This is a genomic window from Halomonas salinarum, assembly GCF_012062845.1.
Classification (GTDB): domain Bacteria; phylum Pseudomonadota; class Gammaproteobacteria; order Pseudomonadales; family Halomonadaceae; genus Onishia; species Onishia salinarum.
Map to the genome: position 1 here is coordinate 47975 of NZ_WWNB01000009.1, position 25977 is coordinate 73951.

18 protein-coding genes and 1 pseudogene are annotated in these 25977 nt (G+C 60.6%); 16 read left to right on the forward strand and 3 right to left on the reverse strand.

Annotated features, from left to right (window positions below; translation table 11 throughout):
- Nucleotides 1-230 precede the first annotated feature (230 nt).
- Genes HF027_RS08325 through glrR form a run of 3 tightly spaced genes read left to right on the forward strand, consistent with a single transcriptional unit; the run spans nucleotide 231 to nucleotide 3765 of the window.
- Entirely contained in the window at nucleotides 231-1754 is a 1524-nt protein-coding gene (locus tag HF027_RS08325) for a sensor histidine kinase (RefSeq protein ID WP_168014656.1), read from the forward strand.
- A 3-nt stretch (nucleotides 1755-1757) separates the two neighbouring features.
- Nucleotides 1758-2315 carry a hypothetical protein gene (locus tag HF027_RS08330; protein ID WP_168014658.1) on the forward strand — a complete coding sequence of 186 codons (558 nt, stop codon included), beginning with the start codon at nucleotides 1758-1760 and terminating at the stop codon, nucleotides 2313-2315.
- Nucleotides 2316-2370: 55 nt separating this feature from the next.
- Nucleotides 2371-3765 (forward strand): two-component system response regulator GlrR, encoded by a 1395-nt coding sequence (glrR, locus tag HF027_RS08335; RefSeq protein WP_280730178.1) that lies wholly within the window; start codon nucleotides 2371-2373, stop codon nucleotides 3763-3765.
- A 4-nt stretch (nucleotides 3766-3769) separates the two neighbouring features.
- Here the strand turns inward: glrR and xseA are convergent, their stop codons facing one another.
- Nucleotides 3770-5137, reverse strand: coding sequence for an exodeoxyribonuclease VII large subunit (xseA, locus tag HF027_RS08340; protein ID WP_168014660.1), 1368 nt, complete (start codon nucleotides 5135-5137; stop codon nucleotides 3770-3772).
- A gap of 284 nt (nucleotides 5138-5421) precedes the next feature.
- Between xseA and HF027_RS08345 the strand changes: the two genes are divergently transcribed.
- The 4 genes from HF027_RS08345 to HF027_RS08360 are packed head-to-tail and all read left to right on the forward strand — an operon-like array spanning nucleotide 5422 to nucleotide 10527.
- Entirely contained in the window at nucleotides 5422-7134 is a 1713-nt protein-coding gene (locus HF027_RS08345) for an alkaline phosphatase D family protein (RefSeq protein WP_168014662.1), read from the forward strand.
- Between the two features lie 14 nt (nucleotides 7135-7148).
- Nucleotides 7149-7751, forward strand: a complete 603-nt coding sequence (locus HF027_RS08350; protein WP_168014664.1) for a hypothetical protein — start codon at nucleotides 7149-7151, stop codon at nucleotides 7749-7751.
- Entirely contained in the window at nucleotides 7748-9322 is a 1575-nt protein-coding gene (locus tag HF027_RS08355) for a GMC oxidoreductase (RefSeq protein WP_168014666.1), read from the forward strand. Before HF027_RS08350 ends, HF027_RS08355 begins: the two co-directional genes overlap by 4 nt.
- Before the next feature lie 44 nt (nucleotides 9323-9366).
- Entirely contained in the window at nucleotides 9367-10527 is a 1161-nt protein-coding gene (locus HF027_RS08360; protein ID WP_168014668.1) for an alpha/beta fold hydrolase, read from the forward strand.
- Here the strand turns inward: HF027_RS08360 and HF027_RS08365 are convergent.
- Nucleotides 10495-11562, reverse strand: coding sequence for an AbrB family transcriptional regulator (locus HF027_RS08365; RefSeq protein ID WP_168014670.1), 1068 nt, complete (start codon nucleotides 11560-11562; stop codon nucleotides 10495-10497). The genes HF027_RS08360 and HF027_RS08365 overlap by 33 nt on opposite strands.
- Before the next feature lie 211 nt (nucleotides 11563-11773).
- Between HF027_RS08365 and guaB the strand changes: the two genes are divergently transcribed.
- The 7 genes and pseudogenes from guaB to HF027_RS08400 all read left to right on the forward strand — a co-directional run.
- A complete protein-coding gene (gene guaB, locus HF027_RS08370; protein ID WP_168014672.1) occupies nucleotides 11774-13243 on the forward strand; it encodes an IMP dehydrogenase in 1470 nt (489 codons plus the stop codon).
- 103 nt (nucleotides 13244-13346) lie between these two features.
- Nucleotides 13347-14924: a glutamine-hydrolyzing GMP synthase gene (gene guaA / locus HF027_RS08375; protein WP_168014674.1), complete on the forward strand. Its 1578-nt coding sequence runs from the start codon at nucleotides 13347-13349 to the stop codon at nucleotides 14922-14924.
- 125 nt (nucleotides 14925-15049) lie between these two features.
- Nucleotides 15050-16771 carry a class I SAM-dependent DNA methyltransferase gene (locus HF027_RS08380; protein ID WP_168014677.1) on the forward strand — a complete coding sequence of 574 codons (1722 nt, stop codon included), beginning with the start codon at nucleotides 15050-15052 and terminating at the stop codon, nucleotides 16769-16771.
- Nucleotides 16761-18266: a restriction endonuclease subunit S gene (locus tag HF027_RS08385; protein ID WP_168014679.1), complete on the forward strand. Its 1506-nt coding sequence runs from the start codon at nucleotides 16761-16763 to the stop codon at nucleotides 18264-18266. The genes HF027_RS08380 and HF027_RS08385 overlap by 11 nt, the downstream gene beginning before the upstream one ends.
- Nucleotides 18267-18310: 44 nt before the next feature.
- Nucleotides 18311-19675, forward strand: coding sequence for an FRG domain-containing protein (locus HF027_RS08390; RefSeq protein WP_209316423.1), 1365 nt, complete (start codon nucleotides 18311-18313; stop codon nucleotides 19673-19675).
- A gap of 34 nt (nucleotides 19676-19709) precedes the next feature.
- Nucleotides 19710-22862, forward strand: a complete 3153-nt coding sequence (locus HF027_RS08395; RefSeq protein WP_168014683.1) for a type I restriction endonuclease subunit R — start codon at nucleotides 19710-19712, stop codon at nucleotides 22860-22862.
- 86 nt (nucleotides 22863-22948) lie between these two features.
- A pseudogene (locus tag HF027_RS08400) lies at nucleotides 22949-23116 on the forward strand (GMP synthase (glutamine-hydrolyzing)); the annotation flags it as partial.
- Between the two features lie 305 nt (nucleotides 23117-23421).
- Here HF027_RS08400 and HF027_RS08405 read toward each other — a convergent pair.
- Entirely contained in the window at nucleotides 23422-24312 is an 891-nt protein-coding gene (locus HF027_RS08405) for a pseudouridine synthase (protein ID WP_168014685.1), read from the reverse strand.
- A 223-nt stretch (nucleotides 24313-24535) separates the two neighbouring features.
- On the opposite strand from HF027_RS08405, the gene HF027_RS08410 reads away from it, so the two are divergent.
- Nucleotides 24536-25489: a M23 family metallopeptidase gene (locus HF027_RS08410; protein ID WP_168014687.1), complete on the forward strand. Its 954-nt coding sequence runs from the start codon at nucleotides 24536-24538 to the stop codon at nucleotides 25487-25489.
- A gap of 28 nt (nucleotides 25490-25517) precedes the next feature.
- Nucleotides 25518-25919 (forward strand): hypothetical protein, encoded by a 402-nt coding sequence (locus tag HF027_RS08415; RefSeq protein ID WP_168014689.1) that lies wholly within the window; start codon nucleotides 25518-25520, stop codon nucleotides 25917-25919.
- The last annotated feature ends 58 nt before the right edge of the window (nucleotides 25920-25977 follow it).

The window sequence follows — 25977 nt, forward strand, 5'->3', positions numbered from 1 at the left end:
TTCACCCTTAAGTTCCCTGCGTATTGGGCCGGCTCTGCCGGCCTCTTTTTTTTGCCTGTTAATTAGCATGGCGCGGTATATCAAAGCCAAGATCATGTACTAAGCCAGACCCATGCACCCGACCACGCCCCTGACCCGTGAAAGGTCACGGCCGTTTCCGGCAACTCTGGTATCCTGCAGTGGTAAGCTCCATGACAGCGTCCCAACTCCTTCTGCAAAGAACCCTTGTCATGACCACTCAGGTCTCGCGCCGTTGGCGCCCACGTTCCCTGCTACAACTGGTGCTGCTGGCTTTTCTGGTGGTAATGCTGCCGCTGGGTGTCTTGATGTTTCAGGCAGGTCAGGCCCTTTCCGAATTGACTCGGCTCGCCGATGACAGCGCCCGTCAGGCGGTCGAGGAAACACGTCGCGCCCGGGCGTTGTCATCGCTTGCCGTAGAGATGGAGCGCAGCGCTCGCCAGTACGCGGTACTCGAGGAGTCTGGCCTGCGTGAGATTTATACCCAGCGAGCCAACGAGTTCGAAGCGATGCTGGCGCGCCAGCGGTTACTGTTGCCCGACAACCCTGACGTCAAGGCATTGGCCGAACGCATCGATAATCTCAAGAACCTGCTTGATGCCCCGGTACCCGAGATTAAATCCCGGCTAGATGACTTTGTGCCCTTTGCCGAGCGCACCGAGGCCGTGCGCCAGGCTACCAACCAGCACATCGATGCGCGGATTGAACGCATTCGCGCCCAGGCGGGTGGCGTGCAGACCCGCCTGTGGTTGCAGACCGCAGCACTGGTCTCGGCCAGTCTGGTGTTGATGCTGTTATTTACCTGGCTGATCATTCGCCCGATTCGCCAGCTCGAACGGCATATACTGAGCCTTGGCAGTACTGGTCACCCCGAGCCTTCGAAGGGTGTACAGGGGCCCGCTGAGCTGGTGCGTCTCGATGAGCGGCTGGACTGGCTGTCGTCGCGGCTTAGTGAGCTCGAGGCCCAGAAGCGCCAGTTCCTGCGCCATATGTCTCACGAACTCAAGACGCCACTGGCAAGCGTCAGGGAAGGCACCGCCCTGCTTTCCGATGGCGTGGCCGGCGAGCTGACATCGCGACAGCACGAGATTCTCGATTTGATCGAGGGCAGCGGAGAGGAGCTTCAGCGCCTCATCGAGCAGCTGCTCGACTATAATTTGCTCCAGCACCATGCCGAGATTAACGTCGAGCGTTTCGATGTCACGACGCTGATCAAGGAGTTACTGGCGAAGCACCAGCTGGCCCTGGATGCCAAGGGCATGCAGCTCAAGTGGCGCGACCGGCCGCTCGACTGGCAGGCCGATCGCACCGCTACCGGGCGGGTTGTCGATAATCTGCTGTCCAATGCCATCGCCTACGGTGAAGATGGCGGAGTGCTTGAGCTACGTGTCCAGCAACGTGGCGACGTCATGCTGCTGGAGGTCGCCAATAGCGGCGATGCGATCAGTGCCGAAGACCGCGAGCAGCTCTTCGATCCCTTTTATCAAGGCCACGCCCGCCGCAAGGGGCCGCTCAAGGGCTCCGGAATAGGCCTGTCGGTGGCTGCCGACTGTGCCAAGGCCCAACAGGGGCATCTCGAGTTGGTCGACGACCCGCGCCTGGCGGTGTGTTTCCGCCTGACACTGCCCTGGCAGTCACTGACCAAGCAGGATACCCAGGATAGCCAACAGCAAGACACGACGAGAATAGCGTCGCCGCCACGTCTCGCGGCAGACGCAGACGCAAGGAATTCATGAACCATGCTGTATCGCACCCTGATGGGGCTGGTCGCCATCTCTCTGCTGGCAGGTTGCCAGTGGCTGCCGGAGGAGCCCTTTTCCCATGAGCCGGCGGTCTCGGAGCTGCCGGCCGATTGCCAGAGCAAGTGGCCGAGCCTCACCGTCAGCACCTGCCAGACCGAGGCCTGGGTGGCCTTCGGCCTCGAGTCGCAGCGTGGCGACCGCGAGTGGCGCGACCGCCAGCTGGCCCTTCTCGACGGCAACGACACCCACGAACGGCTGGTCCGTGCCGTGGTGCTTGCCTGGGGGAACGAGAGCGAATGGAACAAGGCCTCAGAGCTTTACAAGGCCGATATTTCCAAGGCCCCGGAAGAACTGGAGCCGCTGCTGCGCTACTGGCTTAACGAACTCGAGGGCCGCCGTTCCCTGGCCGGGCGGCTGGCAGAGCAACGCCAGAAAAGTCAGGCGCTGGCCGCCGAGAACGCCGACCAGGCCGGCAAGCTCGAGGAGCTGACGAACAAGCTCGACGCCCTGGGCGATATCGAGAAAAGCATGAACCTGCGACAACAGTCTCCCTGAAACGCGCTGAGCAGGGGCCTGTCCAGGCTTCGTCTGATAAAGAAAGGACATCATCGTGAAAGACGCTGCGCAACTGACCGGCGCCCTGAAGGGCGGAAAATCCATCGCGCATATCCTGCTGGTCGATGACGATGCCAGCCTGCTGAGGCTATTGGGCATGCGCCTGGAAAGCCGCGGCTTTCGTGTCACCACGGCTGATAGTGGCCGCATGGCGCTGGATCGTTTGGCGATTGAACGCCCGGATCTGGTGCTTTCGGATCTTCGCATGGACGAGATGGACGGCCTGGCACTGTTTCAGGAGATCCAGCGTCAGGCCCCGGGTCTGCCGGTGATCATTCTTACCGCCCATGGCTCGATCCCCGAGGCGGTCAATGCCACACGCCAGGGGGTGTTCAGCTTCTTGACCAAGCCCGTTGACCGCGATGAGCTGTTCACGGCCATCGACGAGGCCCTGCTACAGGCACCCGCCGCCGGTGACGGCGATGACGCCTGGCGGTCGGCGATCATCACTCGCAGCCCGCAAATGGAACGCATCCTCGATCAGGCGCGGATGGTCGCCGGTGCCGATGTCAGTGTGCTGGTCAGTGGCCCTTCGGGCTCGGGCAAGGAGTTGCTGGCGCGCGCCCTGCACAACGCAAGCCCGCGGTCCGGCAAGCCGTTTATCGCCATCAACTGTGGTGCGCTGCCCGAGCAGTTGTTGGAAAGCGAGCTTTTCGGCCACGCCAAGGGCGCCTTCACCGGCGCGATCACCCAGTACGAAGGTCTCTTCCAGGCCGCCGAGGGAGGCAGCCTGTTCCTCGATGAAATCGGCGACATGCCCCTGGCGCTGCAGGTGAAACTGCTGCGCGTATTACAGGAGCGTCAGGTACGCCCGCTGGGCTCGACGGCTTCCATTCCCGTCGATGTGCGCATCATCTCGGCGACTCACCGCGACCTGGATCAGGCCATGCAGGAAGGCGACTTCCGCGAGGATCTCTACTACCGCCTCAACGTGGTCAACCTGCGCCTGCCGCCGCTCAAGGAGCGCGCTGAAGACGTGCCGCTGTTGGCCAAGCATCTGGTCACTCAGGCTGCGGCGCGCCACAAGCCTTTCGTCAAGGGCTTCTCCGCCGAGGCGCTCAACCTGCTGGCGGCCTCGGCCTGGCCGGGCAATGTCCGCCAACTGGTCAACGTGGTCGAGCAGTGCGTGGCGCTGACCAGCGCGCCGATCATTCCCGAGGCCATGGTCTCCCAGGCGTTGGTTGCCGAAGAGAATGCGCTGCCGTCATTCAATGATGCCCGGGCGGAGTTCGAACGGGGGTATCTGATCAAGGTGCTGAAGATCACCGATGGCAACGTCACCCAGGCGGCGCGCATCGCCGGGCGCAACCGCACCGACTTCTACAAGCTGCTGGGGCGTCATGACCTTGAGCCAAGCAGCTTCAAGGCCGTGGCCAAGCAAGAAGACTGAGGGGCTAGGCCTCTCCCGGCGCTTGGGGTGCTGGCTTGAAGCGCCGCTTCACCTCCACCTTGAGCCTGCCTTCCCCCAGCCTGGCGGTAAGCTGCTGCCCCGGCTGGGTGTCCTGACTGCGCCGGATCACCCGGCCTTCATCATCAGAAAGAATCGAATAGCCACGCCCGAGTACCGCCAGTGGGCTGACCGCCTGCAGTTCCCGCGCCAGCGATGCGAGTCGCTTGCGCTTCTCCGCGAGCTGGCGGGGCAGGCTGGCCTGCAAGCGGCTGTCGGCCTGCGCGAGTCGCTGGCGGGCATTGTGCAACTGCTGGCGCGGATCAAAGGCATTAAGGCGGGCGGTGGCGTGGCGCTCACGGGTGCGGGCTTCGACAAGCCGTGTCTGCATGGCGCGCCGCAGGCGAGCCTCGAGCTGGCCAAGATGCGTCCGCTGCTGAGCGAGCCGCTCACCGGGATGGCGCAGCCGAGCACGCAGATGATCCAGGCGCTGGGTGTCGGCATCCAGGCGGCTGCGCTGGGCGCGAGCGAGGCGAGACAGGGCGTTATCGAGCCGCTGACGCAGCGCCACCTGGTCGGGCACCAGCCGTTCCGCCGCTGCCGAGGGGGTCGGTGCGCGACCATCGGCGGCGAAGTCGGAAAGCGTGACATCGGTCTCGTGGCCCACCGCCGAGAGCACCGGCAGTCGAGAATGGAAGATCGCCCGAGCCAGGTGCTCGTCGTTGAAGGCCCACAGGTCCTCGAGGCTGCCGCCGCCGCGGGTCACCAGGATGGCGTCTCGGTCCGCCTCGAAGCGGCTGTCGCGGTTGGCAAGCGCCAGGGCACGGATCATCGCCGGCGCGGCTTCCTTGCCCTGCACCGGCACCGGCAGCACGCTGACGCGCGAAAGCGGCCAGCGTGCGGCGAGCACCGCTAACACATCGCGGATCGCCGCGCCGCTGGGAGACGTCAGCACGATGAGATGACGCGGCGGGCTCGGCAGCGGCCGTGCATTGGCGAACACCCCCTGTGCATCGAGCTGGTGCTTCAAGCGCTCGAAGGCGGCCAGCAGTTCGCCCTGGCCCGACGGCTGCACCGCCTCGACGATCATCTGGTAATCACCGCGGGGCTCGAAGATCGATACCTTGCCGCGCAGGCGTACCCGGTCGCCGTCCTTGAGTGGCGTGGCCACGAAGCGCGCGCGGTTGCGAAACAGCGCGCACTTCAGCTGGGCTCGGTCGTCCTTCAGGGTGAAGTAGACGTGCCCCGAGGCCGGCCGCGACACACCGGAAAGCTCGCCCTCGACCCAGCAATCGCCGAAGTCGCGCTCCAGCATCAGCCGGGCACGGCGGTTGAGTTCGCTGACGGAAAAGGTCGGGGTATCGGCCTGGTTCATGGCGGCGGCATCCTTGATCGAAACGCCGCTCAGCCTAACATGCTGCCGACCCTTGGCCCTGCCTCGTCAGGGGAATTAGCTGAAACGCCGCATCAGGCGCTCAAGCGGGACCCGGCTAAACTCATCTGGTGAGCAAGGCATCGGCGGGTGTGCTTGGCTTAAGCATGACGGGTGCTCCGTACTGTAGCCTTAGCCAACTTGGTGAGGCAGTACTACGCTGCTAAGTGTCGTCGCAGGAAGTCGGGGCCATGCTCCGACCATCACGCCAGCACAAGAGGGCTGTCATGTCGGGACTACGCTCACCTCAGATCGGGCCCATCATTGGACACACCGCCCACGACCGTTGCCGGATCTGGATTCGTGGTCACGCGACACGGGACGAGGGGGTGGATCTCGGCTCAGAGATGCGCACGCTGGGCTTGCTGGCAGTGGTCGACAAACGTGGCCGGCCGCTCATCGATGAGGCTAGCGGTGAGCCCTGGGCCTACTACTTCCGCCTGCACCGCGAGTTTGATCGCACCGGCACCTTTGTGCTCGGTCAGGCGTCCTCCCTCGGCGGCCATAACGGCCCCGGCCCCTTTCCTCTCGAACCGGATACCGACTACCGGGTGCGCCTGGCGACCCTGACCGTCGACGACCCCCTGCCGGATGCCGCGTCGCTCTCCGACGCGGACCTGGCCGAGCGCCTGCCGCCTCTCGCCAGCATGGTGCCGCTCCTCAAAGAGCTCGACCCGGCTGATTGCGAGGCGTGCTTTCGCACCTTCCCCGACCCCGCTGCGGGCCCAGCAGACGAGCTGAGCTTTTTGATCGGCTCCTGCCGCTATCCTGGCCTGCTGTGGAAGGTCAAGGAAGCGGATCGCATCTTCGGGCCGATGGCGGCGCATTTCCAGCGCCAGGGTGGGCGCAAGGCGGCGCGCTTCACGCTGATGATGGGAGATCAGATCTACGCCGATAAGCTCAATCGACACCTGCCCCTCGGGCGGGCAGACACCTTCGATGAGATGCAGTCGCGCTACCACGAGGCCTTCGGTGCTCCCAATATGCGCCGCCTGCTGAGCCAGTCCCCCGTCTACATGATCCTTGATGATCATGAGATCGAGGACAACTGGAGTCAGGACCGGCTGCGGGACAACCTCCACCTCTTCAATATCGCCATTGGCGCCTATATGAGCTACCAGTGGAGTCATGGTCCACGCAGCTTTGGCCGTCGGCTCTACTATCGTTTTGAATGCGCCGGCTATCCGTTCTTCGTGGTCGACACCCGGACCCAGCGCTATCGCCAGCGGTCGGGGCTGGACGACAATCACCTGCTGGGGCGACCGACCATCGATTCGGCCCATCCCGGCCAGCTCGACCGCCTGCGCGACTGGCTGAGCGAGCAGCAGCGCGAGCACGGCAACGTGCCCAAGTTTCTGGTCGTCTCCAGCGTCTTCGCGCCCAGCCCCATCGACGAGCGCCTCGGCGACGAGTTTCACGACGCTCCTGAGAGGCAGATCTTCGAGGCGAACCTCGAGCAGCGCGAGCGCAGCGACAGCTGGCCGGCCTATCCGGCCACTCGCCGAGCGATCCTCGAACACATCTTCGACGAGGGCATCCAGAACGTGGTGTTCCTGAGCGGCGACGTGCATTGCGCCAACATCGCCCGGCTGCGCTTCCAGGCCGGGCAGGGCGATAGCGACCTCTGCGCCTACGACATCACCTCCTCGGCACTCTATTGGCCCTTTCCCTTTGCCGACGGTGATCCCAACGGCTTCGTCCATGACTCAACTGCACCGGGACAGTTCGATGGCTTCCCATTACCTGGGCGCGACGCCGTGGTGCATTACAGGACCTGGGGGTTCAGCCAGGAGGACAACTTCTGTCGCCTTGAGATCGACAAGACCCGGCATCGACTGCGCGTGCGGGTGCTCGATGCCGAGGGGCAGACGGTGAGAGTGACCGATGACGGCGGGCGGCTGGTGGAGGCCAACGACCTGCCGCTCGAGCCCTGGGACTGAGAGAGGACGACATCATGACCGCGGGCATCGCCTTCGAAGAGACCATGCAGGGCTGCTTTGCTCTGGGCGAGACAGATCCGGTTTCCGGCGCGGAAGCAGGACGCCGCACCGGTACCCGACTGGCCATGCACGCTGAGGTGTTCATCGATGATCTCTCGCGCTTTGTCGCCGACCCTGACCATCCCGGGGAGCTGACGGGTCGGATCGACTTCGCGCCCCTGGGCGTCGATCTCGCGGCGCCTTCCGGCGTTTTCAAGCTTTTCTCGCCGGCCCAGGCGGACGGAGCGGGGCGCCGCATGGTCTACGAGCTGGGCTTCACGGCCGGCGGCTCCGCTTATTACCTGGCCGGCGAGAAACGGGTGCGCAATGATCCCGGCCCCGACTTGTGGCGTGATACCACCACTCTCTATACCCGTCTGCACCGGGGCGAGGATGCCGGCGGCGAAGTGATCGGCGCCGGCATCCTCGAGCTCGGTGTGCCCCAACTGATGGCGCTGCTTTCGACCCTGCACACCACCGGCGACGGTGATGTGCGCACCCTGGCCACCTTCGGCGGCTTCTTCTTCGGTGAGCTCTGGGATCTCTACGCCCCCCTGGCAGGAGGAGGCCGCTCATGAGTTTCACCTATGATGCCATCGTCATTGGCTCCGGCTTCGGCGGCTCGGTGTCGGCCTGCCGCCTGGCCGAGGCCGGCGAGCGTGTGCTGGTGCTGGAGCGCGGTCGGCGCTGGAAGACCGAAGACCTGCCCCGCGGCGCCGGCGACGACTGGATCTTCGACGTGGAGGACCCCGAGCACCACCACGGCTGGCTCGATCTGCGGCTCTTCCCCCGCGTCGGGGTGGCTCAGGGCGCCGGCGTCGGCGGAGGGTCGCTGATTTATGCCAACATTTTCGTCGAGGCCGAGCGCTTCGTCTTCGATCACGGCTGGCCCGAGGAGATCAGTTTCGAGGCACTCGCGCCGCACTATGCCACCACCGGCCGCATGCTCGAGGTCCAGACCCTGCCCGACGGCCAGCTCACCGAACGCTATGCCCTGATGCGCGACGCTGCCTCACGAACCGGCGATGCGTCGCGTTTCCGCAAGCTACCCATGGCGGTGCGCTTCGACGAGTCCTGGCACTATGGCCTCGACGCGCCCCACGATCCGCGTCACAGCCGTGACGAGACCAACGCCTTCGGCCGGCCTCAGGGCACCTGCGTGCACTGCGGCGAGTGCGACCTGGGGTGCCCGGTAGGCGCCCGCAATACCCTCGATCTCAACTATCTGGCCCGCGCCGAGGATCAGGGCGCCGAGATTCGCCCGCTATGCCTGGTGCGGTCCATCGAGGTGGAAGGGCAGGGATACCGGGTACGCTACCGGCGCCTGGACGGCGGTGGTGAGGAAAGCGAGACCGCCCGACGAGTGGTGGTGGCAGCAGGGTCGCTGGGCTCCACTGAGCTATTGCTGCGCTGTCGTGACCAGTATCGCACCCTGCCGGCGCTATCGCCCCGGCTCGGCCATGGCTGGTGTGCCAACGGCGACTTCCTGACCCCGGCGTTCTATGCCGATCGCAAGGTGTCGCCGACTCGGGGGCCGACCATCACCTGCGCCATCGATTATCTGGATGGCGCGGACGGCGGCGAGCGCTACTTCGTGGAGGACGGTGGCTTCCCCGATGTGGTCGGCAATGCCCTGCACGCCGCCCTGGCACGCAACGGCGCCGGCGAACGGCTCTACGAAGGCTGGCGGCTGCTACTCGACGGGTTACTGCGCAGCCACGATCCTCACGCCCACCTGATGCCCTGGTTCGGCCAGGGCGTCGATGCCAGCGACGGGGTCATGCGCCTCGACCGCTCCTGGCTCGGTCGCGATCTGGACCTGATGCTGGACTACGACGTACAGCGTTCGCGGCCCACCATCCAGGCGCTGATCGAGCGCCACAAGCGTCTTTCCGAGGCCACCGGTGGGCTGGCGCTGGAGCCGCTGTCCTGGACGCTGTTCGATTACCTGCTGACGCCGCATCCGCTGGGCGGCTGCAACATGGGCACGAGTGCCGAGGACGGGGTGGTGGACCACAAGGGCGAGGCGTTCGGCTATCCGGGACTGTACGTGTTGGATGGCGCCATCGTGCCCCGGGCCCTGGGGCTCAACCCCTCGCGAACCATCGCCGCCCTGGCCGAGCGCGCGATGAGCGAGATCCTCGCTTAGCGGTTCCTCAAGACCGTTGATGTCTCATCTCCAAGGAGGGCTCCATGTCACGCGAGATTCCGCTCTACACTTTAGAAGGCGTCCGCGACGCCGAGACCAGCACCCACCACTTCACCACGGAGGACGGCCTGGGGCTGTCGCTGCTTCGCTTCTGCCGGGCGCCGTGCCGCGACGTGGTGATGATCATCCATGGCCTGACCACCTCCTCGGACATGTTCATCCAGCCTGAGCACGAGAACCTGGTCAGCTACCTGCTGGACGCGGGCTTCAGCGACGTCTGGACTCTGGACTTTCGCATGAGTAACCGCCATCCCTACAACCTCCAGCCCAGCGACTGGTCGATGGACGACTGTGCACTCTTTGATCACCCGGCGGCGATTGCCAAACTCCGTGAGGTGGCAGGCGCCGATGTCAATATTCACGTCATCTGTCATTGCCTGGGAGCCATGAGCTTCACCATGGCGTTGTTCGCTGGCACCGTGACCGGCATTCGCTCCTGCATCGCCAACAGCGTGGCACTGACGCCTCACGTGCCGACCTGGTCGCGGATCAAGGGGCATGTCTTCCCTTTCATCCTCGAGCGCATCTTCCAACAGCCTTATGTCAGTCCGGGCTGGAGTGAGGACCCTCGGCTGACGCTTGGCAAGTTGCTGTCGAAGATGGTCTCGTTATTTCATCGCGAGTGCGATGTGCCCGCCTGCCACATGCTCTCGCTGATGTGGGGTACCGGCTGGCCGGCGTTGTACCTGCACGAGAACCTCGATGAGATCACCCACCGCCGTGGCGGCGACCTCTATGGCCCGGTGGGGCTCAACTACCACAAGCATGTGCTGAAGATGCTGGGTCGTGGCCATCGCACGGTGCGCATGAAACCCGATGATCCACGCTATGCCGACCTGCCCGACGACTATATTCGGGGCGCGGCCGGCGTGGAGACGCCCTGCCTGTTCATGACCGGCGACACCAACCGCGTCTTCACCGACAGCAATCTCCATTGCCACCGGATGCTGGAAGAGGTCGCGCCAGGGCGCCATCAACTGGCGGTCTTCGAGGGCTATGGCCACCAGGATGTATTCATGGGCAACCGGGTCCACGAGGACATCTTCCCGCGCCTGGTGGACTTCCTGCGCCAGCAGCGCGATGAGCCACGGCCGGCCACTGGCGCTGCCGCATCAGGCGCTCAAGCGGCGCCCGATACTCAGTAGCAGCGGCAGGCAGAGCACCAGCAGGCTGATGCGTAGCAGGTGGTGGGCGGTGACAAAGGCCGGGTCGATACCCAACGACAGCGCCACCAGGCTCAGCTCCGGGGCGCCACCGGGCATGTAGGCGAGCAGTGCCGCGGCAAGCGAGGTGCCGGTCATTACCTGTGCGCCCCAGGCGGCCAGGCCAGCGATCACCACCAGCCCCAGCGCCTGCAGAACACTCATCACCAGGCTGTAGCCGACCGAGGCCAGCGAGGTACCGGTAAAGCGCACGCCCACCGAGATGCCGATCAGGATTTGCGCCAGCGCAATCAGTGACGGGGGCACCGCGGCCTCACTGAGCCCCGACAGATGCAGCGCCGCCGAGGCCAGCGCGGGGCCGAACAGCAGGGCGCTTGGCAGCCGCAGCCACTGACCCAGCCAGGCACCAACAAGCCCCGCGGCGGTAAGCCAGGCGGCATCCGCCGCGCCGGGAAGCCATAGCCAGTGCTCAAGTGTCGTGTTGGTCGGTGGCAGGCTGACATGGCCCAGTAGCGGCAATGCCAGTGGAATGGCCAGCAGCAGGATCAGGATGCGCACTGCATGGGTCATGCCGACTACCCGCAGGTCGGCGCCGGACTCCAGCGCCATCAGCGTTACCGTCGACACACCACCGGGCACCCCGCCGTATAGCGCGGTCTCCAGCGAATAGCCGGCGACGCGACGCGAGAACCACACCGAGAACGCCATCATCACCGCCGTTGCCACGAGCATGATGCCAAGGCTCGCGCTCCAGGCGGCGACATCGATATTAACCCCCGGATGAAAGGCCGAGCCGAGCATCACCCCGATCACCACCAGCACGCCCTTGCGCCCACGCCCCGGCGAACGCAGCCGTGTCCCACCGAGGCTTGCCACCGTGGTGGCGATCATCGCGCCCAGCAGCCAGGGCAAGGGAAGGTCGAGCCAGAAGCCAATGGCGCCGCCGACAAGCCCCAGACCAAGGGTGGGGAGGAAGCGGGCGAGGGCGGTAAGCCGTGGGGTGGGGGTGTCAATCAAACTGGCGTGATCTCCTGTCGTGTGTCCGGGCTTACAAGACGAAATGGATGGATGAGGTAAGAAAGCAGTGTATTAGCCTGGCACGATTTCAGCCGGGGAGCAGGCTTTCCGGCATCACTTGGATTGATGGAGGGTAGGGCTCGGCGTTATAATGGCTGATTAATTTCCCCTCACCACATCCTCCATCTGCTCAACATTGGGTGTTGCCGATATGTTACGTATGGCGCAAGAAGCTCTTACGTTCGATGACGTATTACTCGTTCCCGGCTACTCGGATGTCCTCCCCAAGGACGTCAGCCTCAAGTCACGCCTGACCCGCAATCTCGAACTGAACATCCCACTTTGTTCTTCCGCCATGGATACCGTGACCGAGGCTCGCCTGGCAATCGCCATGGCGCAGGAAGGCGGTATCGGCATCATCCACAAGAGCATGACCATCGCTGGCCAGGCCGCCGAAGTGCGCAAGGTCAAGAAGCATGAAAGTGTGATCGTCAAGGACCCGGTGACCGTTGGCCCCAAGGCCAAGCTTACCGATCTGCTGGCGATGGCCCAAGAGCATGGCTATTCCGGCTTCCCGGTGGTCGAGGGTGAGGCACTGGTGGGTATCGTCACGGGTCGTGACATGCGCTTCCAGCCGGACCACAGCGACAGCGTCGAGGCGATCATGACGCCGCGCGAAAAGCTGGTGACGGTCCCGGTCGGCACCCCGTTGAGCGAGATCAAGACCAAGCTGCAGGAAAACCGCATCGAGAAGATCCTGATCGTCGATGACGAGTTCCACCTGCAGGGCCTGGTCACCGTGCGCGATATCGAGAAGGCGCGCACCTACCCCAGTGCCGCCAAGGACAGCGACGGTCGCCTGCTGGTGGGTGCCGCCGTCGGTACCGGCCCCGAGACACCGGATCGCATCGCCGCCCTGGTCGAGGCTGGCGTCGACGTATTGGTCGTCGATACCGCTCACGGCCACTCCAAGGGCGTCATCGAGCGCGTGCGCTGGGTCAAGGAACACTTCCCCGAGGTGCAGGTGATCGGCGGTAACATCGCCACCGCCGATGCCGCGGTCGCCCTGGCCGAAGCTGGCGCAGACGCCGTCAAGGTCGGTATCGGCCCCGGTTCCATCTGCACCACGCGCGTTGTCACAGGCGTCGGCGTGCTGCAGATCACCGCAGTGGCCAACGTGTCCGAAGCGCTCGAGCCCTACAACATCCCGCTGATCGCCGATGGCGGCGTGCGCTTCTCTGGTGATATCGCCAAGGCCATCGTCGCCGGTGCCAGCACCGTGATGATCGGCAGCATGCTGGCCGGTACCGAAGAAGCCCCGGGCGAAGTCGAGCTTTTCCAGGGCCGTACCTACAAGGCCTACCGCGGAATGGGCTCCATGGGCGCCATGTCCCAGACCCAGGGCTCCTCGGATCGCTACTTCCAGAGCAAGGATGAAGGCGTCGAGAAGCTGGTGCCGGAAGGCATCGAAGGCCGCGTGCCCTACAAGGGCCAGATGAGCGCCATCGTGCACCAGATGATGGGCGGTCTGCGCGCCTCCATGGGCTACACCGGCTGCCACACCATCGAAGAGATGCGTACCAAGCCGGAGTTCGTGAAGATCACCGGCGCGGGGATCACCGAATCTCACGTGCACGATGTGCAGATCACCAAGGAAGCCCCGAACTACCGGGCTGGCTGATCACAGCATGCGCTAGACGGCGGCGGGGCTTATCCCCGCCGCTTGTGTTTTTGGACTGGCTAGCTTTTGGACCGGCTTGCGGCCTCACAGAGATGTTTTCTTCATGACCGATATTCACGCCCACAAGATCCTGATCCTCGACTTCGGCTCCCAGTACACCCAGCTGATCGCCCGCCGCGTGCGCGAGATCGGGGTGTACTCGGAAGTGCGCGCCTTCGACATTACCGAAGACGAGATCCGCGAGTACAACCCCAACGGCATCATCCTCGCCGGTGGCCCGGAGTCCGTTACCGAGCTTGGCTCGCCTCGTGCGCCCCAGTGCGTGTTCGAGATGGGTCTGCCGGTACTCGGCATCTGCTATGGCATGCAGACCATGGCCGAGCAGCTCGGTGGCAAGGTGGCCGGCTCCAATCAGCGCGAGTTCGGCTACGCCCAGATTCGCCTCGATGCCGAGACCGCGCTGTTCAAGAACATCTCCGATCACATCGACCACGACAGCGGCAAGCGACTGCTCGACGTGTGGATGAGCCACGGTGACAAGGTCGCCGAGGTGCCGGACACCTTCACCGTGACCGCCTCCACCCCGAGCTGCCCGATCGCCGCCATGAGCTGGGAAGAGAAGCGCTTCTTCGGCGTGCAGTTCCACCCCGAGGTGACGCACACCCTGCAGGGCCTGCGCATTCTCGAGCACTTCGTGCTGGATATCTGCCAGTCCGAGCGCCTGTGGACCCCGGCGCAGATCATCGAGGACCAGGTTGCCCGTGTGCGCGAGCAGGTCGGCGACAGCCACGTGCTGCTCGGCCTCTCCGGCGGCGTCGACTCCTCCGTGGTCGCCGCCCTGCTGCACAAGGCCATCGGCGACCAGCTGACCTGCGTGTTCGTCGACAACGGCCTGCTGCGCAAGGCGGAAGGCGACCAGGTAATGGAGACCTTCGGCCAGCACATGGGCGTCAAAGTGATCCGCGTTGATGCCGAAGACCAGTTCCTTAGCAAGCTCGAAGGCGTCAACGACCCTGAAGCCAAGCGCAAGATCATCGGCAACACCTTCATCGATGTCTTCGACAGCGAGGCCGGCAAGATCGAAGGCGTCGATTACCTGGCCCAGGGCACCATCTACCCGGACGTGATCGAATCCGCGGCCAGCAAGACCGGCAAGGCGCACGTCATCAAGTCGCACCACAACGTTGGTGGCCTGCCCGAGACCATGAAGCTCAAGCTCGTCGAGCCGCTGCGTGAGCTGTTCAAGGACGAAGTGCGCAAGCTCGGCGTCGAGCTCGGCCTGCCCTACGACATGGTTTACCGTCACCCCTTCCCGGGGCCGGGCCTTGGCGTGCGCATCCTCGGCGAAGTGAAGAAGGAATACGCCGACATCCTGCGCGAGGCCGATGCCATCTTCATCCAGGAGCTGCACAACGCCGGCTGGTATCAAAAGACCAGCCAGGCGTTTGCCGTCTTCCTGCCGGTGAAGTCCGTCGGTGTGGTCGGCGACGGCCGCCGCTACGAGTGGGTGATCGCCTTGCGCGCCGTCGAGACCATCGACTTCATGACCGCCCGCTGGGCGCACCTGCCGTATGAGCTCTTGGAGAAGGTGTCCAACCGCATCATCAACGAGCTGGAGGGCGTCTCCCGCGTCACCTACGACGTGAGCAGCAAGCCGCCCGCGACGATCGAGTGGGAGTGATCACGCTTGTGTTTGCTAATACTAAGAAACCCGCCGCAAGGCGGGTTTTTTCTGAGTGGTAACAATGACACCCAGCGCGCGGCTGAAGTAGCATAATCCAATGATTTAATTCAAGTGAGTCATGAATGCAAAGCACCGAACAGCAATTTTTGAAAGAGCTTGAAGACAAGCTCTGGAAAGCCGCCGACAAGTTACGCAACAACCTCGATGCCGCCAACTACAAGCACGTGGTGCTCGGGCTGATCTTCCTGAAGTACGTCTCCGACGCCTTCGAGGAGCGCCAGCGCGAGCTGCTCGGACTGTTCAAGAACGACGCCGACGACAACATCTACTACCTGCCACGCGAGGATTACGATTGCGACGCCGAGTACGAGAAGGCGCTTGAGGATGAGCTTGAGATCCTCGACTACTACCGCGAGGCCAACGTGTTCTGGGTGCCGAAGGAGGCGCGCTGGAGCACGCTGAAAGAGAGCGCCGCGCTGCCCACTGGCTCGGTGCTTTGGCAGGACAATAAAGGCGAAGACGTGCGCCTGCGTTCGGTCGGCTGGCTGATCGACAACGCCCTGGAGGCCATCGAAAAAAGCAACGACAAGCTCAAGGGCGTGCTGGAAGGCATCAGCCGCTTTCAGGTCGATAACGACAAGCTGATCGGGCTGATCAACTCCTTCTCGGACACCTCCTTTACTCAGCCGACGCTCGATGGCGAGCCGCTCAGCTTGCGCAGCAAGGACATTCTCGGCCACGTTTACGAGTATTTCCTCGGCCAGTTCGCCCTTGCCGAAGGCAAGCAGGGCGGGCAGTACTACACGCCCAAGAGCATCGTCTCGCTGATCGTCGAGATGCTGGAGCCCTATAAGGGACGCGTGTATGACCCGGCCATGGGCTCAGGTGGCTTCTTTGTCTCGTCTGACAAGTTCATCGAAGAGCATGCCCGCGAGCACCACTACGACCCCGCCGAGCAGAAAAAGCACGTTTCCATCTACGGGCAGGAGTCGAACCCCACCACCTGGCGGCTGGCCGCGATGAACATGGCCATTCGCGGCATCGACTTCAACTTCGGCAAGAAAAACGCCGACAGTTTCCTCGATGACCAGCACCCGGACCTGCGCGCCGATTTCGTGATGGCCAACCCGCCGTTCAACGTCAAGGACTGGTGGCACGAATCGCTCGCTGACGACGTGCGATGGAAGGATTTCTGTACGCCGCCTAAGGGTAACGCCAACTTCGCCTGGCTACTTCACATGCTGCACCACCTCGCCCCGGTGGGCAGTATGGCGCTGCTGCTCGCCAACGGCTCAATGAGCTCCAATAGCGGCGGCGAGGGTGAAATTCGCCGCCGCCTGATCGAGAAGGATCTGGTCGAGTGCATCGTCGCCCTGCCGGGCCAGCTCTTTACCAATACCCAGATTCCCGCCTGTATCTGGTTCTTGACCAAGGACAAAACCGGCGGCCTTTCGCCCAACGGCGTCGAAAAACGTAAGCGTCAAGGCGAAGTGCTGTTTATCGATGCCCGCCAGCAGGGCTATATGCGCGACCGTGTGCTGCGTGATTTCACCAGTGAAGATATCGCGAAGATCACCGACACCTTCCATAGCTGGCAACGCACTGATGCGTTTGAAGACGTGCCCGGCTTTTGTGCCTCCGCCGATCTCGCCGCCATCGAAAAGCACGACTTCGTACTGACACCGGGGCGCTATGTGGGCACGGCGGTTCAGGAAGAGGACGATGAACCTTTTGCCGACAAGATGGCGCGGCTGACCGCGCAGCTGAAAGACCAGTTCGAGGAAAGCGACCGGCTGGAAAGCGAGATCAAGCGGAATCTTGGGGGGCTGGGTTATGAGTGCTGAGTGGCCAGAGGTTACTATCGAAGACATCGCAGCGGACCAACCAAATGCTCTTTCTACAGGCCCCTTTGGATCAGCAATTAGCTCAAAATTTTTTGTTGAAAAAGGTGTTCCCGTTATTCGTGGCTCTAATTTGAGTGCTGATCCAGGTGTTAAGTTGAGCGATGAAGGGGGCGTTTTTCTATCTAGAGAAAAGGCAAATGAATTTGTGCGGTCTACCGTTAGGTACGGGGATTTGATATTTACTTGCTGGGGGACAATCAATCAAGTTGGTTTGGTCGATGAAGATGCCTTTTGGTCTGAATATATTATATCTAATAAGCAGATGAAGCTGACCGTAAATAGAGAGAAGGTTGAGCCTAAGTTTTTATACTATGTATTTTCAAGTCCTGAGAAGCAAAATGAAATCCTTGCCAATGGTATTGGGGCTGCTGTGCCGGGGTTTAATCTAGGCCAGCTTAAAAAGCAAAAGGTGAAACTGCCTGAGCTTTCAGTTCAAAGATGGATAGTGCGTAATTTAGAGTCCTTAGATAAAAAAATTAATCACAACTATCGCATCAATCAAACCCTCGAACAGATGGCTCAGGCTATTTTCAAAAGCTGGTTTGTCGATTTCGAGCCGGTCAAGGCCAAGATCGCCGCGCGTCAGCGTTGGCAGGCGCTACAGCCAGAAAATGAACCCGCATCTCCCGTCTGCTACGCCGCAGAGTTTGACGAGCCGCCCGCGGTGGGCGATCTGGAATCCTACATGAACCGCGCCGCGATGCAGGCGATTGCCGGCAAGACGGCGGCTCAGCTCGACGCGCTACGCGCGGAAGATCCAGAGCGCTACCAAGAGCTGTATGAGACCGCCGCGCTGTTTCCCTCGGCGATGCAGGAAAGTGAGCTGGGGGAGATTCCGGAGGGGTGGGAAGTAACACCGTTCGAGAAACTCGCCAAGTTAGATTCCAGCTCTATCAAGCCTTCAGAAAATCCAGAAAAGATATGGGAGCATTACAGCATTCCGGCCTTTGATGCAGGAAAAGCACCAGCTTTAGATGCGGGTGCGAGCATTAAAAGTGGAAAATATAAGGTTAAAAAGACTTCCGTGCTTACTTCAAAGCTCAATCCGAGCACCTCTCGGGTATGGTGGCCTGAACCTATTGATAATGAAGCTGCTATTTGTTCAACCGAGTTTATGCAATTTGTCCCAAGGTCCGAGAAGCTGAGAGCTTTCGTCGCCGGGATGATCTCGTCTGCTCCTTTTCAGGCAGGTGTTATAGCTAGCGTCACTGGATCTACAGGCAGTAGACAAAGGGCGCAGCCTAAGCAGGTTGCAAAAATGGATGTGGTGGCGCCTTGCGAAGCATTGGCACTACGTTACGCGCGCCAAGTGAGACCACTTTTTACCGCGCAAGCTAAAAATATTAGCCAGTCTCAAAAACTAGCCGAATTACGCGATACCCTCCTGCCTAAACTCCTTTCTGGCGAGATAATACCTGTAGCAACTGAAAAGTAAAAATATTTTAAAGTATTTGGCTAATCTTTATTTAGGAGTTCTTGATGCCAGATGAGTTCAATTGGGGAAAGGTGCCAACTTGGCAGAGTGACAGTCCTGAAAAAAGTTTTGAGATTTTGTCGGATGAGTTTAGTGGTCGAATACCCGCTACAAAAATAGAAGGCTGGAAGGATTTCGTCGAGCTGCTAGAAAGCCCTTTCTTTGATGCCCTAGGCACGGAATGGGTGTTTCGTGGACATCGCCGGTTTGACTGGAGTATGACGCCGACGCTTGGGCGCCTTACGGACGATGGTATCGTTACAGAAGAACTTGCCAGTCAACAGTTGGGGCTATTCCGAAAAGCAATAAGAGGTAGAACAACGGATCACTCGTTGCTGGAAGATGGCGTTGATGATGATGAACTTTGGTCCATCGGGCAACATCACGGGCTAATGACGCCGTTGCTTGATTGGACATACTCTCCTTATGTTGCTCTCTTCTTCGCGTTTTCTAAAGAAAATAGGAAAGATGAAAAAGAAAATTCCTACAGGGCTGTCTATGCCTTAAACAAAACTTTTGTATCAAATGATGAGTTTTGCCCTGATATACGAGTTTTTGAACCTAGAAAAGACGATCATGGTAGGTTAGTCAGCCAGGCCGGGCTTTTTACATTTTCTCCTTTCGACTCGACCATTGAAAATAAGCTGGCAGAAGTGCTCTGGAGCGAAGAGTTTCCTATTGATGCGCTCAAAGATGCAGATGAGTCTGAAGAGGCATCTATTCTAGCGCGCTATATATGTAAGATTTATATAAAAAATGAAGGTCAAAAAGAGTGTCTCAGGCATTTAAGGCGTATGAATGTTCATCATGCCAGTTTGTTTCCTGATCTCATAGGTGCTGCGGATTATTGCAATACATATATGGAGGATCATAACTCATCAACGAGTCAAGACTCTCTAAAAATAAGTGGTCATGATCAAAGCCCAGGTGCTGATGATCATCTTGAATCCAAGGAAGTCCTTGAAAGTAATGTTTCTGACGCTTTTGTTGAGTCGGGTAAGGTTGATTTAAAAGATTCTGGTTTTGACGAAGAAATAGCCAAGACTTTCATGGACGGAGTGTTTGGAGATAAGAGTAAGCCAGAAAAGTCGACACCTAGACCTAGGAAATTTAAATCAGTTGAATCCCTTTTGCTAACGCCAGATTCCGCAAGATCAATCAGTGTAGAAAGCATAGACAAGCTGTCAAAAGAGCTATCAAAGGTCGTTGCAAGCGGGAAATTAGTGGATTGGATGGAACGGGAGTCTTTACAAGCAGAGATAAAAGCAAAGACCCGGGCACTTCTACGTCGCCATAGTTATCCCGAAGAAGCTAGAGAGTATATCGTTTCACATATTCTTGATGTGTCGTCCGAACCAGATAATGACTAATTTTGTAATTTAGATATGCTGAGTGGGTGATTTAATGACCGAAGATCAACTGGAGCAGCTCTGTCTTGAGTGGTTTGGCGTTACAGGCTGGGAAATTGCGCACGGGCCGGACATCGCCCACGATGGCGCCTCGCCCGAGCGAGACGATTACAAGCAGGTGCTGCTGCGCGGCGATCTCGAAAAAGCCATCACCCGGCTCAACCCGCAGCTACCCGATGACGCCGTTCAGCAGGCCGTGGCGCAGATCAGCAAACCGCAAAGCCCTGATTTGACCATCAGTAACCGCGCTTTCCACCAGTGGCTGCTCGACGGCGTGCCGGTGCAGTACAAGCGCGATGATGAGGTCATCTATGACCACGCCTTTCTGGTCGATTTCGAGCGCGTCGAGGCCAACCGCTTCCGCGCCATCAATCAGTTCACGATTCAGGGGAGCAAGCAGCCCCGCCGCCCGGATATCGTCTGCTTCGTCAACGGCCTGCCGCTGGCGGTGATCGAGCTAAAAAGCCCGAGCAGCGAAACCGCCGATACCTCCGGCGCCTTCAATCAGCTACAGACCTACAAGACGGAAATCCCCGATCTGTTCGTCACCAACGAAGCGCTGGTGGTGAGCGACGGCTACACCGCGCGGGTCGGTTCATTAACGGCAGATCAGGAGCGCTTCATGCCGTGGCGCACCATCAAGAATGAAGACGACAAACCGTTGCTGGAGTGGCAGCTCGAAACCCTGGTGCGAGGCTTTTTCGACCGCGAACTGTTTTTGGATTACCTGCGCTACTTCGTGCTGTTCGAGACCGACGCCGAGCGGGTGATCAAGAAGATTGCTGGTTACCACCAGTTTCACGCTGTACGCGAGGCGGTGAAGGCGACAGTGATTGCTGCCGAGGAACCTGCGGCGGGCTTGGGCGAGAAACGCGCGACTTATGGCGACGAGGTCAAACCCGGCAGTAAGAAAGCTGGGGTTATATGGCATACCCAGGGCTCGGGCAAGAGTATTTCAATGGTCTGCTACGCGGGCAAGCTGTTGCAGCAACCGGCGATGCACAACCCGACGCTGGTCGTGGTGACCGATCGTATTGATCTCGATGGTCAACTATTCGGCACCTTCAGCAGCGCTCGCGATCTGCTCAAGCAGGACCCGGTACAGGCCGAGGGCCGCGAGAGCCTGCGCCAAAAGCTCGCCGAGCGCGAATCCGGCGGCATCCTCTTCACCACTGTTCAGAGATTTGCTTTGCTGGACGGCGAGAGCGGCCACCCAGTTCTTAATGACCGCCACAACATCGTAGTGATCTCGGATGAGGCTCACCGCAGCCAGTACGGCCTGAAAGCCACCCTCAAGCAGGATGGCTCCTACCAGTTCGGCTTTGCTAAGCACATGCGCGACGCCCTGCCCAACGCGTCGTTTATCGGCTTTACCGGCACGCCGATTGCCAATGAAGACAAGGACACCCGCGCCGTTTTTGGCGATTACGTCTCGATCTACGACATTCAGGACGCCGTCGACGATGGTGCCACCGTGCCGATCTTCTACGAATCGCGCCTGGCACGGCTCGACATCAACCGCGAGGAAATCAACCAGCTCTCCGAGCAGGTCGATGATGTCATCGAGGATGAAGAGGATACCGGCGCACGGGAGCGCACCAAGGGCGAGTGGAGCCGTCTGGAAAAGTTGATGGGCACTGAGCCGCGGCTCAAACGCATCGCGTCGGACCTTGTCGAGCACTTCGAGACACGCAATCAGGCGATTGAGGGCAAGGCGATGATCGTCGCCATGAGCCGCAGCATCTGCGCGCAGCTCTACAATGAGATCATCAACCTGCGCCCCGAGTGGCACGACGACGACCCGGAAAAAGGCGCAATCAAGGTCATCATGACCGGTTCGGCGGCCGATAGTGCGTTGCTGACGCCCCACATCTACAACAAGAAGACCAAGAAGCGGCTGGAGACGCGCTTCAAGAGCCCGGCGGACCCGCTTAAGCTGGTGATCGTCCGCGATATGTGGCTGACCGGCTTCGACGCGCCGTGCTGCCACACCATGTACGTCGACAAGCCCATGAAAGGGCACAACCTGATGCAGGCCATTGCCCGCGTGAACAGGGTATTCAAGGACAAGCCCGGCGGGCTGGTGGTGGACTACATCGGCATCGCCAACGAGCTGAAAAACGCCCTCAAGACCTACACCGACTCCCGCGGCAAGGGCCAGCCTACCTACAGCGCCGAGGAAGCCTTCGCGGTGCTGGAAGAAAAGCTCGATGTTATTCACGGCATGTTTGCCAGCGGCCCCAACCGCGATGGCTTCGACTACAGCGGTTTTGAAGAGGCGCCGCACAAACTGCTGCCGCCAGCGGCCAACTATATTCTGAGCCTGGACAAGGGCAAGCAGCGCTTTCTCGATACCGTGCTACAACTCAACAAGGCGTATTCGCTGTGCAGTACGCTGGATGAAGCAAAAGCGCTGCACAAGGAGATCGCGTTTCTCTCGGCGATCAAGGCGGCACTGGTCAAACATACCAGCTTGAACCGCTCACTGAGCGAAGAGCAGAAAAACTCCGCGCTCAAGCAGATCCTCGATAACGCCGTAGTGGCCGAGGACGTGACGGACGTGTTCGCGCTCTGCGGGCTCGACAAGCCCAATATCGGGCTGCTCTCCGATGAGTTTCTCGAAGACGTGCGCCAGATGCCGTATCGCAACCTGGCCGTCGAGCTATTGGAGAAACTGCTCAAGGACGACATCAAGGCCAAAACGCGCACTAACGCCGTGCAGGAGAAAAAGTACTCGGATCGCTTGCAGGAGACGCTGCGCAAGTACAACAACCGCGGCATCGAGACGGCGCAGGTGATCGAAGAGCTGATTGAGATGGCCAAGCAGTTCAAGGCCGATATGGAACGCAACGAGGCGCTGGGCCTGAACCCCGACGAGATCGCTTTTTACGACGCCTTGATCACCAACGAAAGCGCGGTACGAGAGCTGGGTGATGATAAGTTGCGGGCACTGGCGGTTGAAGTAACCAACAAGCTGCGCGGCTCGACCACCGTCGATTGGCAGGTGCGCGAAAGCGTGCGCGCCAAGCTGCGGATACTGGTACGCCGGACGCTCCAGCGTTACAAGTACCCGCCGGATAAATCGCCGGATGTCATAGAGTTGATTCTTCGGCAAGCGGAGCTGCTGTCCAATCAGTGGTCTTCTTAACTACCTTCGACTTGGAGCCCGAATGGCTCACAGCCAAGCCGGCTCCATTTCCAGGCACATCTTCCTTACTGGCAGTACGTCCGAAGGCCCTGCGCGCCGTCGAGACCATCGATTTCATGACCGCTCGCTGGGCGCACCTGCCGTATGAGCTGCTGGAGAAGGTCTCCAACCGCATCATCAACGAGCTGGAAGGCGTCTCCCGCGTCACCTACGACGTGAGCAGCAAGCCGCCCGCGACCATCGAGTGGGAGTGATCGTCTGACGATCTCTCATCGCTGAGTTGACGCAGCGCCGGTTGCACTTCAGTGACATGAACTGAGCGCCGCGTGTGCAAAAAAGCCCTTCTGGCCATCAGACCGGAAGGGCTTTTTCGTGTGAGTGGTAGCTACCGGCGGGAAGCTCCCATAGTGCGAACAGTCCGGCGTCGTTCAGCTCAACCTCCCTAGGCCGTCGTCAGGTTCCATTGGTGACGACCAGCATGCAAGAGCCGAGATGAGCATCGTGGTCCGGCTCGAGACGCGCTACGGAGAGCAAAGGATAGGGGAGTGATGGCGCCGCGCTAGTTAAGCTCCAGGTCGCCATCGTATTCAATGCACCTAGGCTCATTTGTCACGGGATCAATGAACTCGAAGCCCTTGGAGAGCAACTGCAAGGGACGCGTGTAGTCATCCGAGGAGAGCGGCTGCAGTACCGGGTAGTAGCGGTCATTCAAAATCGGCCAGCCCAGTGACTGCATATGCAGGCGCAACTGGTGGCGGCGCCCGCTGACGGGGTGTAATTCGAACAGCGCCTGCGTGTCGGTTTGCTGCACGCAGCGGATCACCGAGTGGCTGTTAGCGTCGCCTTCGGTGACCTGCATGCGAAAGCGCTGCTCGCTTTGCTCGATGCGGTTCTTTACGTCCCACTGCTGACCCACCAATGACGTATCGCCGTCTATCTCGGCGATGGCCTGATAGGTCTTGTGGATATGTCGTGACTTGAACAGCTGGTGATACAGCGCGCGGGTCTCGGGATTGAGCGAGCACAACACCAGTCCCGCCGTGACTCTATCCAGACGATGCACTGCCTGCAGGGCCTCGATTCCCGTGCTCTTGCGCAGACGCTGTTGCAGACACTCGTTTACGTAGCGCCCGCCGGGCGTGACGGGCAGAAAGTGCGGTTTGTAGGCCACCAGAATGTGCTCATCTCGATAGACAGTCTGCTCTGCGAAGGGAATGCTCGGCTCGCTTGCCACTTCGCGGTAATAGAACACGCGAAGATGTGGCTTGAAGGGCGACGCCGGCGTAATACAGGAGCCGTCATCGCGATGCACCTTGCCGGTGGCCATGCGCTCACGCCATGTCGCCTCACCGATGGCCGGAAACTTGAGCAGCAGATACTCCAGCACCGTCGACACACCGGGATTGACCTGAGGCAGGCTCAGCTTCGAAGGGCGTGCGGAAATGGACATGGAATGCATCACAGGTTGGTATGGGCTGGGTGAACAAGGGGTGAGAAAGCCTCACCCTCTCGGCGGTCGCCTAGTGTAACCGAGAGAGGAATTCTTGTCGGGCAAGGCATCATAGGGCTGAGTGATGTCATTCGAGAAACACAGCCCGGTAACTCAAGCCCTCGACTATTCTCTCAAGCGTTATTCCTTCAAAGATATGACGACACACACGGGAGGCCATTGAATGTCCTGGGTCGTGATGTTTACCCAAGTGTTTTTGCCTGTGTTGCTGCTGGTTTGGCTGGCGCTGTTCCCGGCGGCGGGCTGGCTCGCCTGGGGGCTTCAGGTGGTGTCGGTCGGGGGCATTTGGGTGGGTCTCTGGCTGACGGCGTTGTGGACAATGCCGCCGTTCTGGGTGCCTTACGTGTACGGGCTGGTCTTGGTGATTATCGTCATCAGGCACTGGGCGAGAGGAGCCGTCATGGATCAGCGGCTGTGGCAGGCATCGGCGGCACAATCGGTCGCGATCGTGCTGGTGTGTGGTCTGGGTCTGGTGGCTGCCTACATGGGCTATCAGGCGATACAGGGGCAAAGACTGCCGGAGGGCGCGGTTGCAGATATTGCGGCCCCATTTCCGCCAGGGCATTACCTCGTTGCCCACGGGGGCGCCACCCCGATGGTCAACGTTCATCTGAAGACACTCGATGAGTCCGTTGAACGCTTTCGGCCATGGCGTGGGCAGAGCAAGGCGCTGGATATTTTCCGTACGTCGTCCCTGGGGCTGCACAAGGATGGGTGGCAGCCGGCAGATCCGGCCATGTACGTGACATTTGGCACTGCCGTCCTGTCGCCGTGCCGAGGTGAGGTGGCCAAGGTGGTCGATGCACACCCGGACATGACCGTGCCGGACATGGATCGAGACACTTTGCCCGGCAACTATGTTGCCATCGATTGTGGCGACTTTTTCGTGATTCTGGCCCATCTGCGCCGGGGAAGCATCAGCGTGGCGGCGAGTGAACAGGTGGACGTGGGTGATGCCTTGGGGCAAATGGGCAATTCGGGGAACAGCTCAGAACCGCATCTGCACCTGCATGCCCAGCGGCGTCTGCCAGCGCATGAACCCCTGAGTGGTGAGCCCCTGTGGCTGACCGTTGATGGGCGATTCCTTACGCGAAATGATCGTATTCACATAGAGTGAAAGGGCTTGGATGAATGTTGCGGAGATCATGACCACCACCCTTGCACGCAAAGCACTCATTCTCTGGCTTGCCATTCTCGTGCTGGCCGTTGCAAATGGCCTGCTGCGTGAGTCGGTGCTGATGCCCCTATTGGGCACTCCCGCTGCACTGATATGCAGTGGGGTGCTGTTGTCGATGTTGATTCTCAGTGTGGTCTATCTGTCTCTGCCGTGGCTTCAGCCAATGGCCTCGGCTCAATACTGGCTGGTGGGCTTCGGTTGGCTGGTGCTGACGCTGGTGTTCGAGTTTTCGTTCGGGCTCTGGCAGGGCACGTCATGGGCGACGATGCTGGCGCCCTATGCCTTCAAAGGGGGCAATATCTGGCCCGTGGTGCTGGCTGTTACGGCATTGGCGCCGTACTTGGCCGCCAAGATGCGGGGCTGGCGCTGAATGAGGGTAGGGGGCGTAAAGAGCGGCCCATACAGTAGGGCCGCTGAAAGTATGAGGA

Excerpts from the sequence above, each read along its gene's own strand:
- HF027_RS08325 (WP_168014656.1), top strand. The coding sequence starts at position 231 with ATGACCACTCAGGTCTCGCGCCGTTGGCGCCCACGTTCCCTGCTACAA.
- HF027_RS08330 (WP_168014658.1), top strand. The coding sequence starts at position 1,758 with ATGCTGTATCGCACCCTGATGGGGCTGGTCGCCATCTCTCTGCTGGCA.
- xseA (WP_168014660.1), bottom strand. The coding sequence starts at position 5,137 with ATGAACCAGGCCGATACCCCGACCTTTTCCGTCAGCGAACTCAACCGC.
- HF027_RS08345 (WP_168014662.1), top strand. The coding sequence starts at position 5,422 with ATGTCGGGACTACGCTCACCTCAGATCGGGCCCATCATTGGACACACC.
- HF027_RS08350 (WP_168014664.1), top strand. The coding sequence starts at position 7,149 with ATGACCGCGGGCATCGCCTTCGAAGAGACCATGCAGGGCTGCTTTGCT.
- HF027_RS08355 (WP_168014666.1), top strand. The coding sequence starts at position 7,748 with ATGAGTTTCACCTATGATGCCATCGTCATTGGCTCCGGCTTCGGCGGC.
- HF027_RS08360 (WP_168014668.1), top strand. The coding sequence starts at position 9,367 with ATGTCACGCGAGATTCCGCTCTACACTTTAGAAGGCGTCCGCGACGCC.
- guaB (WP_168014672.1), top strand. The coding sequence starts at position 11,774 with ATGTTACGTATGGCGCAAGAAGCTCTTACGTTCGATGACGTATTACTC.
- guaA (WP_168014674.1), top strand. The coding sequence starts at position 13,347 with ATGACCGATATTCACGCCCACAAGATCCTGATCCTCGACTTCGGCTCC.
- HF027_RS08380 (WP_168014677.1), top strand. The coding sequence starts at position 15,050 with ATGCAAAGCACCGAACAGCAATTTTTGAAAGAGCTTGAAGACAAGCTC.
- HF027_RS08385 (WP_168014679.1), top strand. The coding sequence starts at position 16,761 with ATGAGTGCTGAGTGGCCAGAGGTTACTATCGAAGACATCGCAGCGGAC.
- HF027_RS08390 (WP_209316423.1), top strand. The coding sequence starts at position 18,311 with ATGCCAGATGAGTTCAATTGGGGAAAGGTGCCAACTTGGCAGAGTGAC.
- HF027_RS08395 (WP_168014683.1), top strand. The coding sequence starts at position 19,710 with ATGACCGAAGATCAACTGGAGCAGCTCTGTCTTGAGTGGTTTGGCGTT.
- HF027_RS08405 (WP_168014685.1), bottom strand. The coding sequence starts at position 24,312 with ATGTCCATTTCCGCACGCCCTTCGAAGCTGAGCCTGCCTCAGGTCAAT.
- HF027_RS08410 (WP_168014687.1), top strand. The coding sequence starts at position 24,536 with ATGTCCTGGGTCGTGATGTTTACCCAAGTGTTTTTGCCTGTGTTGCTG.
- HF027_RS08415 (WP_168014689.1), top strand. The coding sequence starts at position 25,518 with ATGACCACCACCCTTGCACGCAAAGCACTCATTCTCTGGCTTGCCATT.